At 70.3% G+C, this 12,993-nt stretch carries 12 protein-coding genes and 1 pseudogene; 7 read left to right on the top strand and 6 right to left on the bottom strand.

The features are described 5' to 3' along the window. Positions 1-62: 62 nt before the first annotated feature. Together J2N69_RS34340 and J2N69_RS34335 are read right to left on the bottom strand one after the other, a co-directional pair. Positions 63-1,106, bottom strand: a complete 1,044-nt coding sequence (locus J2N69_RS34340) for an iron-siderophore ABC transporter substrate-binding protein (protein ID WP_230904214.1) — start codon at positions 1,104-1,106, stop codon at positions 63-65. A gap of 140 nt (positions 1,107-1,246) precedes the next feature. Next, positions 1,247-2,617 carry a lysine N(6)-hydroxylase/L-ornithine N(5)-oxygenase family protein gene (locus J2N69_RS34335; protein ID WP_230904213.1) on the bottom strand — a complete coding sequence of 457 codons (1,371 nt, stop codon included), beginning with the start codon at positions 2,615-2,617 and terminating at the stop codon, positions 1,247-1,249. A gap of 248 nt (positions 2,618-2,865) precedes the next feature. Here J2N69_RS34335 and J2N69_RS34330 point away from each other — a divergent pair, with 248 nt between their 5' ends. The 3 genes from J2N69_RS34330 to J2N69_RS34320 all read left to right on the top strand — a co-directional run bounded on the left by J2N69_RS34330 (position 2,866) and on the right by J2N69_RS34320 (position 5,963). Next, positions 2,866-3,813, top strand: a complete 948-nt coding sequence (locus J2N69_RS34330) for a methionyl-tRNA formyltransferase (RefSeq protein ID WP_230904212.1) — start codon at positions 2,866-2,868, stop codon at positions 3,811-3,813. A gap of 120 nt (positions 3,814-3,933) precedes the next feature. Beyond that, positions 3,934-4,701, top strand: a complete 768-nt coding sequence (locus J2N69_RS34325; protein WP_230904211.1) for an NPP1 family protein — start codon at positions 3,934-3,936, stop codon at positions 4,699-4,701. A 131-nt stretch (positions 4,702-4,832) separates the two neighbouring features. Continuing rightward, positions 4,833-5,963 carry an FAD-dependent monooxygenase gene (locus J2N69_RS34320; RefSeq protein ID WP_230904210.1) on the top strand — a complete coding sequence of 377 codons (1,131 nt, stop codon included), beginning with the start codon at positions 4,833-4,835 and terminating at the stop codon, positions 5,961-5,963. 28 nt (positions 5,964-5,991) lie between these two features. On the opposite strand, the pseudogene J2N69_RS34315 reads toward J2N69_RS34320, so the two are convergent. Next, positions 5,992-6,612: pseudogene (locus tag J2N69_RS34315) on the bottom strand (HEAT repeat domain-containing protein); the annotation flags it as partial. A gap of 114 nt (positions 6,613-6,726) precedes the next feature. Between J2N69_RS34315 and J2N69_RS34310 the strand changes: the two are divergent. The 3 genes from J2N69_RS34310 to J2N69_RS34300 are packed head-to-tail and all read left to right on the top strand — an operon-like array spanning position 6,727 to position 8,169. Then, positions 6,727-6,933, top strand: a complete 207-nt coding sequence (locus tag J2N69_RS34310) for a hypothetical protein (RefSeq protein ID WP_230904209.1) — start codon at positions 6,727-6,729, stop codon at positions 6,931-6,933. A 1-nt stretch (position 6,934) separates the two neighbouring features. Further along, positions 6,935-7,114, top strand: a complete 180-nt coding sequence (locus J2N69_RS34305) for a hypothetical protein (protein ID WP_230904208.1) — start codon at positions 6,935-6,937, stop codon at positions 7,112-7,114. A gap of 14 nt (positions 7,115-7,128) precedes the next feature. After that, positions 7,129-8,169: a sulfotransferase family protein gene (locus J2N69_RS34300; RefSeq protein ID WP_230904207.1), complete on the top strand. Its 1,041-nt coding sequence runs from the start codon at positions 7,129-7,131 to the stop codon at positions 8,167-8,169. A gap of 133 nt (positions 8,170-8,302) precedes the next feature. On the opposite strand, the gene J2N69_RS34295 is transcribed toward J2N69_RS34300, so the two are convergent. From J2N69_RS34295 to J2N69_RS34285, 3 genes are all read right to left on the bottom strand, one after another. Next, positions 8,303-9,007 (bottom strand): PepSY domain-containing protein, encoded by a 705-nt coding sequence (locus J2N69_RS34295; RefSeq protein WP_230904206.1) that lies wholly within the window; start codon positions 9,005-9,007, stop codon positions 8,303-8,305. Positions 9,008-9,084: 77 nt separating this feature from the next. Beyond that, a complete protein-coding gene (ctaD, locus tag J2N69_RS34290) occupies positions 9,085-10,797 on the bottom strand; it encodes an aa3-type cytochrome oxidase subunit I (protein ID WP_230904205.1) in 1,713 nt (570 codons plus the stop codon). Between the two features lie 152 nt (positions 10,798-10,949). Beyond that, a complete protein-coding gene (locus J2N69_RS34285) occupies positions 10,950-11,186 on the bottom strand; it encodes a DUF6480 family protein (protein WP_230904204.1) in 237 nt (78 codons plus the stop codon). Between the two features lie 321 nt (positions 11,187-11,507). Between J2N69_RS34285 and J2N69_RS34280 the strand changes: the two genes are divergently transcribed. Next, positions 11,508-12,974 (top strand): aldehyde dehydrogenase family protein, encoded by a 1,467-nt coding sequence (locus J2N69_RS34280; protein WP_230904203.1) that lies wholly within the window; start codon positions 11,508-11,510, stop codon positions 12,972-12,974. Positions 12,975-12,993: the final 19 nt, after the last annotated feature.

Here is a 12,993-nt window from a genome sequence, read left to right as displayed (position 1 = left end):
GCCGTCGAGTGGTCGTCTCTCCTGGCCCCTCGTCAGCCGGCCCCGCCTCGGCGGTGGGGGTGTTACTTGATGTCCGCCAGCATCGGTTCGATCTCGTCGATCGCGTACGGGATGGAGAGGACCGTGTTGAAGGAGAACGCGGCACCGACATCCGGGTCCTGGTACGGGACGAAGAGGTCGCGCTTGTCCTTGTGGACCTTCAGCTTCTTGTAGAGCGGCTCGGCCTTGATGCGGTCGTTCGCCTCCGTGCTGGAGGTCACCCACACCAGCCGGTCGACGTCCAGGACGTTGAGCTTCTCGGCGCTGAGGTCGGCGACGTTCGCGCCCGGCTTGGCCAGCTTGTCGATCTCGGGCTTGAGCTTGAAGCCCAGCTCGGAGAAGAAGATCGACTTGGGGTCCGTCTTGGTGAACGCCGAGTACTTGCCGGCCTCGAAGCTGTCGGCCACGGAGAGCGTCTTCTTCGCGAACTCGGGGTGCTTGTCGCGGACGGCCTTGAAGCGGGCGTCGATGCCGGAGATCAGCTTCTTGGTCTCGGCCTCCTTGCCGAGCGCCTTGCCGATCTGGCGGGTCATGACCTGCCAGGACGCGCCGTAGTCGGGCGAGCCCTTGGGCTGGGCGACGACCTTGGTGAACTTGGAGAGCGTGTCGTACTGCTCCTTCTTCATCCCCGAGTACTGGGCGATGACGAGGTCCGGCTTCAGCGCGGCGATCTTCTCCATGTTGTACTCGTCGCGCTCACCGACGATCGTGGGCTTGGTCGAGCCCCACTTGTCCTTGGCCCACGGCCACTTGCCGTACGGCTTCTCCTTGAACCAGTCGACCGCGCCGACCGGCTTCACGCCGAGCGCGAGCACCGCGTCCTGGTCCGACAGGCCGAGGGTGACGACCTTCTTCGGCTCCGACTCGATCGTCGTGGTGCCGTACTTGTGCTCGACCTTGACGGGGAAGGCACCGGACTTGGTGCCGCTCTCGCCCGAGGACTTCGTCTCGGAGTTCCCGTCGCCGCCCCCACAGGCGGCCAGGGTGAGTGCGGCGACCGCTGCGACGGCCACGCGGGGGACGTTTCTGACGAGCCGCGTCAGCGCGGGGCGTGTTCCAGTGGACACGGTTGTTCCTTTCACGGGGTTTTTCACGATGTGCGTGCCGACACCCGCGACGTGACGGCGTACGACGTCGCTGCGGCGGGCAAGGCGTGTGGGGGATGGTCCGGGCGCGGAGCCCCGGGGGAATCGGGGCGAGCGGAGGTCTAGCGCCCGGAACCGACGCCGTCGGCGACCGGCCGGGTCTCGTCCAGAGCGGACTCTTCACTCAAAGCGGACTTAAGGCCCCGACCGACGATCGAGTCGAGGATCTCCCCGACCCGGATCGCGGTGTTGGAGAGCAGCGACGAGGTGATGCCGTGGGTGTGCTCGGTACCGCCCTGGAGGTAGATGCCGCAGCGCAGTTCGGGGTCGGTGGTGAGGCGGTAGTCGCGCTCGACGCGCACCCGGCCCCGCTCGTCGCGGTGGCAGTGGTTCCCGACCTCGCCGAGGACGCCGAGCGGCTCGGCGGGGCTGTAGCCCGTGGCGAGCACGACGACGTCGGCGTCGAGGTCGCTCTCCTCGCCGGTGACGAGCGACTTGACGGTGGCGCGGACCTTGCCGTCGCCCTCCTTGACGCCGGTCAGCCGCGAGACGTTGATGAACCGCAGCCGTTCGTTGCCGAGGACCTTCTCCTGGTACGCCTGGCGGTACAGGTCGTCGATGAGGTCGATGTCCACCACGGAGTAGTTGGTGTTGCCGTGGTAGTCCATCAGCTGCCGCTTGATGTCGTCCGGGGCGGTGAAGTACTCGTCGACCGCCTGGGGGTCGAAGATGCGGTTGGCGAAGCTGCTGTCGTCGGCGGGGCTGTAGCCGTACCGGGAGAAGACGGCGCAGATCTCCGCCTTCGGGAAGCGGCGGTGCAGGTACGCCACGTTCTCGGCGGCGCTCTGGCCGGCGCCGACCACGATGAAGCGGGTGGGGTCGGTGCCCTCCAGGCCGTCCACCTTGGCCAGCAGGTCGGAGTTGTGCCAGACGCGGTCGGTGCGCTCGACGCCCTCCGGGACGACGGGGCGAAGTCCCGTGCCGATGACGAGGTTCCGGGCGCGGTGGACCACCGTCTCCGCTCCGGAGCGGGCCGTCACGTCGACGTACTCCACCACTCCGTCGCGCACCACGGGCTCGACGGATATGACCTCGTGGCCGTAGGAGACCATGTCGTCGACCTTCGCCGCGGCCCACTCGAGGTAGTCGTGGAACTCCACGCGCAGCGGGAAGAGGTTCTTGTGGTTGACGAAGTCGACCAGGCGGCCCTTGCTCTGCAGGTAGCGCAGGAAGGTGTACTCGCTCGACGGGTTGCGGAGCGTCACCAGGTCCTTGAGGAAGGAGACCTGCATCGTCGCGTCGTCGATGAGCATGCCGCGGTGCCAGCCGAAGTTCGGCTGACGCTCGAAGAAGTGAGCGGTGACGGTCTCCTGCCTGCCGACCCGTGCGTTGTGCTCGCTGAGCGCAAGCGCCATGGCCACATTGGACGGCCCGAAGCCGATGCCAATGAGGTCGTGAATCAGAGGTGCGTCGCCAGGAAGAACCTGAGACATGTCACTCCCATCGTGCGGGACAGCCGCCTGTCAGGCGTGGATGAAAACAAGAGGAACCGGGCACACCGAAGGCGGCGACCAGCGGAACTTAGGTAAAGCTAACCTGATCCGGCCAACCTGTCGACCCGACAAATCGGACAGGGGGCGGCGAGGGCCGCCGAACTCACCACAGAAGGGCAGTTGTTGCACCGTTAGGTAAGGCTTGCTTTACTAAGCGCGGTTCATTTTGCTCTCCGAGGAGGAAACACATGCGGGTCGTCATGTTCGGTTACCAGACCTGGGGCCACCGGACCCTGCAAGCTCTCCTGGACTCCGAGCACGACGTCGTGATGGTGGTGACCCACCCCAAGAGCGAGCACGCGTACGAGAAGATCTGGAGCGATTCGGTCGCCGACCTCGCCGAGGAGCACGGCGTCCCGGTGGTCATCCGCAACCGCCCCGACGACGAGGAGCTGTTCGACCGCCTCAAGGAGGCCGACCCGGACATCATCGTCGCCAACAACTGGCGTACGTGGATACCGCCGCGCATCTACACGCTGCCGCGGCACGGCACGCTGAACATCCACGACTCGCTGCTGCCGAAGTACGCGGGCTTCTCCCCGCTGATCTGGGCCCTCATCAACGGCGAGAGCGAGGTGGGCGTCACCGGCCACATGATGGACGAGGAGCTCGACGCCGGCGACATCGTGATGCAGCGCGCGGTGAAGGTCGAGCCGACGGACACCGCCACCGACCTGTTCCACAAGACGGTCGACCTCATCGCCCCGGTGACGATCGGCGCCCTGGACCTGATCGCCTCGGGGCAGACCGAGTTCACCAAGCAGGACCGGTCGCAGGCGAGCTTCTTCCACAAGCGGGCCGAGGAAGACATCCGCATCAACTGGGACTGGCCCGCCGAGGACCTCGAACGCCTCGTCCGCGCCCAGTCCGCCCCCTACCCGAGCGCCTTCACCTTCCACAAGGGCAAGCGGCTCGAAGTCGTCTCCGCGGTCGTCTCCGAGAACCGCTACGGCGGCACCCCGGGCCGCATCTTCTACCGCGAGGGGGACGGCGTGGTGATCGTCGCCGGCGCCGACGCCCGCACCGGCCGCAACCACGGCCTCGCCATCACCCGGGTCCGCACCGAGGACGGCCGCGAGCTGCCCGCGACGGAGTACTTCAGGTCCATGGGCGGCTACCTCACCAGCCGCCCCTGACGGCGGGCTCGCCACCGCTCAATTCCCGCTCCGTTCACCGGTGTCGCACGTACGCGTCACCTGCTGATGGTGGGGGCATGACAACTCTGTCGTGCCCCCACCGTGACGCAGGAGACCGCAGTGAAGCCGAGCAGAGTCATCCGCAGTACGTCCGTGTCCGCCACCGGCGCACTCGCCCTGGTGATCGCCCTCGCGGGCACGGCCGTCGCCGCCCCGCCACCGCCCCTGCCCGCGAACGCCGACGCCATCGAGCAGACGTTCCAGCCCGCGTACGACTACGACGGCGACGGCTGCTACCCGGCCCCCGCCATCTCCCCCGACGGCACCGTGAACGGCGGTCTCAAACCGGGCGGCGCGCTCAACGGCCAGTGCCGCGACGCGAGCGACCTGGCGAACACCAACGGCTACGCCCGCGCCAAGTGCGACAACGGCTGGTGCGCCATCCTCTACGGCCTCTACTTCGAGAAGGACCAGGCCGTGCCCGGCAGCGGACTCGGCGGCCACCGGCACGACTGGGAGCACGTGGTGGTGTGGGTCAAGGACGGCCGCGCCGAGTACGTCGCCACGTCCGCCCACGGCCGCTTCGACATCCACCGCCGCGACCAGATCCGCTGGGACGGCACCCACCCGAAGATCGTCTACCACAAGGACGGCATCGGCACGCACTGCTTCCGCCCCGCGAACGCGGCCGACGAGCCGCCCGAGAACCACCGCGGCGCCTGGCAGTTGCCGTCCCTCGTCGGCTGGCACGGGTATCCGGCGGGCGTGCGGGAGAAGCTGAGCGCCCACGACTTCGGCAGCGCCACCTTCGGCCTGAAGGACACGAGCTTCCCCGGCCACCTGGCCGCGGCGCTGCCCGCCGGTGTGCCCTTCGACGTCGACGCCTGACCCGCCCGGGCCGACAGACGGCATCCGCGGAATCGATTTCCGAAATCCGGCCGGATGGCGTCAGATGGAGGACACCGCGCCCGCCTCCGCGCAGCACATGCCCGGAGGCGTACGGAACAAGGGAGTTGTCGATGCATCGACCCCGCGGGGTTCTCGTGATCGGCGGCGGGGCCGCCGGCAGCGCCGTGGCGATCCTGCTGCGCCGGGCCGGTGTCCGCGTCGACCTCGTCGAGGCCAGGGCCGACTGGAACGCCACCGCCGGCTCGGGCATCACCCTCCAGGGAAACGCCCTGCGCGTCCTGCGCGAACTCGGCGTGTGGGAACGGGTGCGGGCGTCCGGCTTCGCCTTCGACGCCCTTGGCATCACCGCACCCGACGGAACGGTCCTGCACGTGGCGCGCGACACCCGCAGCGGCGGCGACGACCTGCCGTCCACCGTCGGCATACAGCGCTCCCGGCTCCAGGGAATCCTCGCCGATGCCGTGCGCGCGAGCGGCGCCACGGTGCGCCTGGGCATCCGGGCCGTGCGCCTGGACCAGGACGCGGACGGTGTCACCGTGCGGTTCAGCGACGGCACCGAGGCCCGCCACGACCTGGTGATCGCCGCCGACGGCCTCGGCTCCGCCACGCGCGCCGCGATCGGCGTCACCGCCGAGCCGAAGCCGACCGGCATGGCCATCTGGCGCGTCGCCGCCCCGCGCCCGGCCGACGTCACCCACAGCAACGTCACCTACGGCGGGGCCGCCTACATAGCGGGTTACTGCCCCACCGGCGACGCCACGCTCTACGCGTTCGTGGTCGAGGCCGACCGCGACCGCGCGTCCATCCCGCCCGAGTCGTACGCCGACGAGATGCGACGCCTTACCAAGGGGTACGGCGGCCACTGGCCGACGATCACCGCGCACCTCACCGACCCGTCGCGGGTCAACTACGCCCGCTTCCACCAGATGCTGGTGGAAGGTTCGTGGCACCGCGGCCGCGTGGTCCTGGCCGGTGACGCCGCGCACGGCTGCCCGCCCACCCTCGCGCAGGGCGCCGCCCTGTCCCTGGAGGACGCCCTCGTCCTCGCCGAACTCCTCACGGACGACCGGGACTGGGACGACGCGCTGTTCCAGGAGTACTACGAGCGCCGCGTCCCCCGCGTGCGGGCCGTGGTGGAGGCGTCGGTGCGGATCGGCCGGTGGCAGCTCGACGGTGTACGCGACGCCGACGTACCCGGCCTGATGGGCCGCACCATGGCGATGCTCACCGAACGGCCCTGACCGCGCCCGGCTGTCGCCTCGCCCCGCGTCACCGGGGGTCACGTATCCCGAGGACGTACGCCGCCGTCACGGCGACGGCACGGTCGTCGTCACGGGTCAGCTCCGCGAGGGCACGCGACGCCGTGACCCCGGGGATCTCGGCGAGCGCCTCCGTCAGCCGTCGGCGGCGGGCGGACGCGTCACGGGAGTGGTCGGCGAGGCGGTCGACGAGCCTGCCCGCGATGTCGTCGGCGAGCGCGGGACCGGTGCCCGCCAGCGCGCTCAACGCATCGGCGGCGTCGACGTCGTTCGCCTCCGCCACGACCATGTCGACGAGGGTGGGGACCGCCTCGGCCACGCCCCGGGCCCCGAGCGCCAGAGCCGCGTGCCTGCGGACCACGATGTCGGGGTGGGCGAGGGTGTCCCGCAGCAGTGCGGTCGCCCCGTCGCCCGGGATCTCGGCGAGGGCCTGGACGGCACGTTCGCGCACGTCGGCCGCGGGTGACCCGAGGCCCTTGGCCAGCAGGGGCCATCCGTCACCACCCGAACGTGCCAGGGCCCATCGAAGGGCCCCCGCGACGTTCGGGTCCGTCTCGCTCAGCGCCGCCTCGACCAGTGCTTCCACCGGCACCGGCACTTCTTCGACCGATGAGAGGGCCGCGCGCTGGCGCATCGGACAGCCGCCTCCCTGGACGCCGCTGGACGATTTCACCTCCTGTACACCTGCCATGTCGTCGACGACCTCACGCGAGGACGGCTCGCCCACCGGCCGCCGGTGCCCTCGATGGCCCGCCTGGCGCCCGGTGAACTGTCCGTGGCGGTGGGGCCCGCCTCGCGCTCCACCTGGCGGGCGGTCGGCGACGGCTCCTACCGGCACAGCTCGGTACTGGCCGTCGGGCAGCCCGCCTTCGTGATCGGGAGCCCGGTCGGCTCGGCCCTCGGCAACGCCGCCCGCCGGCGCCAGGCCGCGGCGGACGCCCGGCAGCGGTGACATGTACAACGGTTCGCCGCAGCTGGTCCGGCTGCACAGCTTGTGGGCGTCGCTGATGTTCGTCCTGGCCGCCCACGCCGCCTTCCCCGCCCACCCCCGGCTCGCGGGCGGAAGCTGGCTGCCCCCGGGCTTCGAAGCCAAGTGCGCGGCGTTCGGGCGTACGTGCCCCCAGGTGCGTTGAGCCGAAACCGGAGAGTGACCTTGCGCAGCTTGACCTTCGTCATCGGCACGGGCCGCAGCGGCTCCACCGCGCTGTCCCGCGTCCTCCACACCCACCCCGAAGTCCTCAGCCTCAACGAGTACATGGCATCGGTCGGTGACGCGGCCTTCCCCGAGGGCCGGTTGTCGGGCGCGGAGTTCTGGGAAGCCCTGTTCCGGCCCACCCCGTACTTCGCGAGCATGCTCCGCAGCGGGGTGCCGATGCCCGAGTTCCTCTACACGCGCCGCCCGGGGCGGTACACGGCGGAGACCACCGGCATCCCCGCGCTCTCCCTCATGGTGCTGCCCCACCTCACCGACGACCCCGACGGCCTCCTCGATGAGATCCGCGCGGCGGTCGTCGACTGGCCCGACCGGGCCGCCCCCGCACACCACGAAGCCCTCTTCGATCTGCTCTGCGCGCGGTTCGGACGGACCGCCGTCGTGGAGCGCTCCGGGTATTCGACGGGGTGGGCGCCGGGGCTGCGGGCCGCCTTCCCGTACGCCAAGTTCGTGCACCTCTTCCGGGACGGGCCGGACTGCGCCCTGTCCATGAGCCGCCATCTTGGGTACCGCACGATCACCTTGATGCGCGAGATCAAGGAGCGGACGGGCGTCGAGGGCTTCGGCGAGCTGACGGCCGATCACGTGCGCTCCCTGCCACCGGACCTGGCCCCGCTGCTCGAAGACCGCTTCGACCCCGCCCTCGTACGCGACCGGGTCTTCCCGTTGCGGCGGTTCGGCGCCCTGTGGTCCGAACTCGTCGCACAGGGCACGCACTTCGTCGACGACCTGCCTGCCGCCCAGGGCATGACACTGGCTTACGAGGATCTCCTCGACGCCCCCCGGGAGGAACTCACCCGCCTCGCCGCGTTCGTCGGCGTCGAGCCGTGCCCGCCGTGGCTGGACGGCGCGTGCGCCCTGCTGGACGGCAGCCGCCGCGGCTCCGCCCGCAGACACCTGACGCCCGCCGAACTCGACGACCTGCGACGGAGCTGCGCTCCGGGCGCCCAGGCACTGGAGGAGAGGCGGCGCTGACGTGGGTACGCGGTCCGGCCCTGGGGGCACGACGGCGGATGACGCGCTGACACCGGCCGGTGCGGGGGCCGGTGTCAGCGATGGAGACGGCAGGTGCCGGGTACCGCCATGCCGCCATACCGCTATAGCGCTGTCAGTCCTTGTCGACGTGCTCGCGGACGATCTTGCGGTTGGTCGCGTCGACGTCGAAGGTCGTCTTGTTCCAGTTGTCGGTCGTCACGACGTCGACGGACCACTTCGGCGCGCCGCCGTTGGAGTCGGAGTCCTCCAGTTCGACGGAGGTGACGGTCCCCTTGGTCTTGCCCGTGGCGGTCTCGGCGGCCTGCTGCGCGGTCACGGTGGCCTTGCCGAGCCGGTCCGCCAGCTCGCGCTTGTCGTCCGCGTCCTGGTCCTTCTTGGCCTGCGCACCACCGGCCTTGCCGGAGACCGCGTCGACGCGCACCGTGTGGGCAGCGCCGTCGGTCGTCGCCACCTCGGTCTCCCAAGTGGGCTTGTCGGCGGGCCCCTTGAGTTCGATGGAGACGGGCTTCGACTTCGGCACCGCCGCGACCGCGGTGCGCAGCGCGTCCTCGTAGCCGACCTTGGCCTTCGGGACGAGGGCCTTGCGTTCCGCCTGGTCGTCGGTGAGGCCGCCCGGCGAAGTGGTGGGCGTCGCGGTGGGTACGGGGGCCGCCTCGGCCGTCCCCGTCTTCGCGGCGCCGTCGTTGCCGTTGCCGTTGTCGTCGCCACAGCCCGTGAGCAGGGCTCCCGCCGCGACCGCGGCACAGAGCAGGCCGGTGCCTCGCGAGACCGGCGGACGCCCCTGCCGGGAGGCGGAGCCATTCCTTTTTGTGATCATAAAGTGACTTTAAGGGATATGCCCGGCTGTTGCCCGGAACGGTGCGCCACAGGAGGGACCGGCATGGCGGGCAGCGGTCAGGACCGGTCGCCTTCGTGGCCACTGGCGTCGAAGACGTCCCGCCGGCCGGTGTTCTCCTTCTGGTCGAGCTGGACGACGTCCGGGTGGTGCAGGTCGAAGGCCGGGGACTCGGAGCGGACCTTGGGGAGGGTGACGAAGTTGTGCCGGGGCGGCGGGCAGGAGGTGGCCCACTCCAGGGAGCGCCCGAACCCCCAGGGGTCGTCGACCTTGACGCGCTCGCCGTACTTGGCGGTCTTCCAGACGTTGTAGAGGAACGGCAGCGTCGACAGGCCGAGCAGGAAGGCCCCGAGGGAGGAGACGGTGTTGAGGGCGGTGAAGCCGTCGGCGTCGAGGTAGTCGGCGTAGCGGCGCGGCATGCCCTCGGCCCCGAGCCAGTGCTGGACGAGGAAGGTGGTGTGGAAGCCGACGAACAGCGTCCAGAAGTGGATCTTCTCCAGGCGCATGTCGAGCATGGTCCCCGTCATCTTCGGCCACCAGAAGCTGAAGCCGCCGAACATCGCGAACACGATGGTGCCGAAGAGGACGTAGTGGAAGTGCGCGACGACGAAGTAGGTGTCGGTGACGTGCCAGTCCAGCGGCGGCGACCCGAGGATGACCCCGGTCAGGCCGCCGAAGAGGAACGTGACCAGGAAGCCGACCGCCCACAGCATCGGCGGCTCGAAGGAGAGAGACCCCTTCCACAGGGTGCCGATCCAGTTGAAGAACTTCACACCGGTGGGGACCGCGATCAGATACGTGAGGAAGGAGAAGAAGGGCAGCAGCACCCCGCCCGTGGCGAACATGTGGTGCGCCCACACGGTGACCGAGAGACCGGTGATCGCGATGGTGGCGCCGACCAGCCCGATGTAGCCGAAGATCGGCTTGCGGGAGAAGACCGGCAGGATCTCGGTGATCACGCCGAAGAACGGCAGCGCCAGGATGTAGACCTCGGGGTGGCCGAAGAACCAGAACAGGTGCTGCCACAGGAGGGCGCCGCCGTTCTCGGGGTTGAAGACCTGGGCGCCGAAGCGCCGGTCGGCCTCCAGGACGAGCAGCGCCGCCGCGAGGACGGGGAAGGCGAACAGCACCAGGACCGAGGTGAGCAGCACGTTCCAGGTGAAGATCGGCATGCGGAACATGGTCATGCCGGGGGCGCGCATGCAGATGATGGTGGTGGTGAAGTTGACCGCGCCGAGGATGGTCCCGAAGCCGGAGAGCGCAAGGCCCATGATCCACAGGTCGCCGCCGACGTACGGGGTGCGTTCGCCGCCGCTGAGGGGCGTGTAGGCGGTCCAGCCGAAGTCGGCGGCGCCCTGAGGGGTGAGGAAGCTGCCGAGCACGATCAGCCCGCCGAAGAGGAACAGCCAGTACGAGAGCATGTTCAGGCGGGGGAAGGCGACGTCCGGGGAGCCGATCTGCAGCGGCATGATCGCGTTGGCGAAGCCGGCGAACGTCGGGGTGGCGAAGAGCAGCAGCATGATCGTGCCGTGCATGGTGAACGACTGGTTGTACTGCTCGGCGGAGAGCAACTGCATGCCGGGGCGGGCCAGTTCGACGCGGATGGCCATGGCCAGCGCCCCGCCGATCAGGAAGAACGCGAACGACGTGATCAGGTACAGGTGACCGATCTTCTTGTGGTCGGTCGTGGTGAGCCAGGAGACGATCACCCGCCCCTTGCTGCGACGTCCTTCGGTCGGTACCAGCGTGACCGGGTCCGCTTGAGCAGTCATCAGTTTCCTCACATCGGTAGCAAACGCCGCGATCCGGTATCAAGCTCCCGCATGTGGGGGCCGTTGGCACGGTGACGCGCTGCGGGGCACCGCGGCTCTGACCCCGGCGGCCCCCACACGGATCGTGCCGGCTCCGCCGGTGCGCGCCCGCGTCAGAGCAGCAGGACGAGCGCGTAGACGAGGAAGAACGCGGCGATCAGCGCCGCGAGGCCGAGGATCAGGGCCAGGGGGCCCTTGGACCACCCCTTCGGCGGGTTGTGGGCGGGCCCGGTTCCCGACATGCCGCCCTCCGAGGGCGGGGTCTCACCCGGTGGCACACCGCCGCCGGGCTCAAGTCCTGAGGTGTCGCGCGGCTCCGGATCGGGGTCCGGGTGGGGGGAAGAAGTCATGTGATGCACGTTCCCATGTCGCGCGCCGTGAGCTGGAGCGACGCCCGGACGGCGCACACGGAGCGCGCAGGGACACCCCGGACGGGCCAGCCGCCGCCGTCTCGACGCCACCCCGGTCTCCGTCCAGGTCCACGGGCCCGCGCCCCCGCTGCGGGGACCCTCGGCGCGACCTAGCCCAACCAGGTCACATCTCCGCCCAACCCGCCCCCGCCCGGTGCGTCCGCGTGGCCCGTGCGGGGCGAGCGGACGATGTTGGTCCCCGGTGTGCCGTGCGGTGGTCGCGTTCGGCGCCGGACGGATACGAGTGCGAGGGAGGCCGCGATGCCGGAACTGTTCATCGACGGGGAGTGGACCGGTGCCGCCGGGGGCGCGCGGCGGGACGTGATCAACCCGTTCGACGCGTCCGTCATCCAGGACGTCGACGACGCGGACGAGACCGACGTCGACCTCGCCGTACGGGCCGCCCGGCGTGCCTTCGACCGCGGTGACTGGTCGTCGGCGCCCACCCGGGAGCGGGCCGACGTACTGCTCAGGGTGGCGCGGTACCTCCTGCGCGACCAGGAGGAAATCGCCCACGTGGAGACCCTGGACACCGGCAAGACGCTCGCCGAGGCGCGGATCGACGTGGAGGACGTCTCGAACGCGTTCCGCTACTTCGCGGAGATCGCCGACAAGGACGGCGGGCGGGTCGTGGACGTCGGCCCCGACGTGCTCAGCCGGGTCACCTACCACCCGATCGGGGTGTGCGCTCTCATCGCCCCGTGGAACTACCCGCTGCTGCAGGCCTCGTGGAAGGTGGCCCCGGCCCTCGCCGCGGGCAACACCTTCGTGCTGAAGCCCAGTGAGACGACGCCGCTCTCCACGATCCACATGATGCGGCTGATCGCCGAGGCGGGGGCCCCGGCCGGGGTCGCGAATCTCGTGCTCGGCCCCGGCGCCACCGTCGGCGCGGCCATGTCCGCCCACCCCGACGTGGACCTGGTCTCCTTCACCGGCGGCCTGGCCACCGGACGGCACATCATGGAGGCGTGCGCCCCCGGGGTGAAGAACCTCGCCCTTGAGCTGGGCGGCAAGAACCCCAACGTGGTCTTCGCGGACTGCGACTTCGAGGCCGCGGTCGACCACGCGCTGGAGGCGTCGTTCCTGCACTCGGGGCAGGTGTGCTCGGCCGGTTCCCGGCTGCTGGTGGAGGACGGTCTGCACGACCGGTTCGTGGAGCGGCTGGCCGAGCGGGCCCAGGCCATCCGGCTCGGCAGCGGTCTCGATCCGGCGACCGAGAGCGGGCCGCTCAGCTCGGCGCAGCACCGCGAGAAGGTCGAGGGCTATCTCGACATCGCCCGCTCCGAGGGCGCCCGGCTGGTCTGCGGCGGCCGCCGCCCGGACGACGACGAGCTGTCCCGCGGCTTCTTCCTGCTGCCCACCATCTACGCGGACTGCGACCGTGCCATGCGGATCGTCCAGGAGGAGGTCTTCGGCCCGGTCGTCACCGTGGAGCGTTTCCGGACCGAGGAGGAGGCCGTGGAGCTGGCCAACGACACGCGTTACGGACTCGCCGGCGGCGTCTGGACGAATGACGCGAGCCGCGCCCAGCGGGTCGCGGGCCTGCTGCGGCACGGCACGGTCTGGATCAACGACTTCCACCCGTACGTGCCCCAGGCCGAGTGGGGCGGCTTCGGCCGCTCCGGCTTCGGCAGGGAGCTGGGGCCGACCGGCCTGCGCGAGTACCAGGAGGCCAAGCACATCTACCAGAACCTGCGGCCGGGTCCCTCCGGCTGGTTCAAGGGCTGAGCGGGCAGGGCGAGGGAAG

Origin of the sequence: Streptomyces huasconensis, from assembly GCF_021028635.1 — a bacterium.
GTDB lineage: Bacteria > Actinomycetota > Actinomycetes > Streptomycetales > Streptomycetaceae > Streptomyces > Streptomyces huasconensis.
The sequence above is the reverse complement of the archived record's forward strand: the minus strand, read 5'-3'. Positions and strand labels throughout refer to the sequence as shown.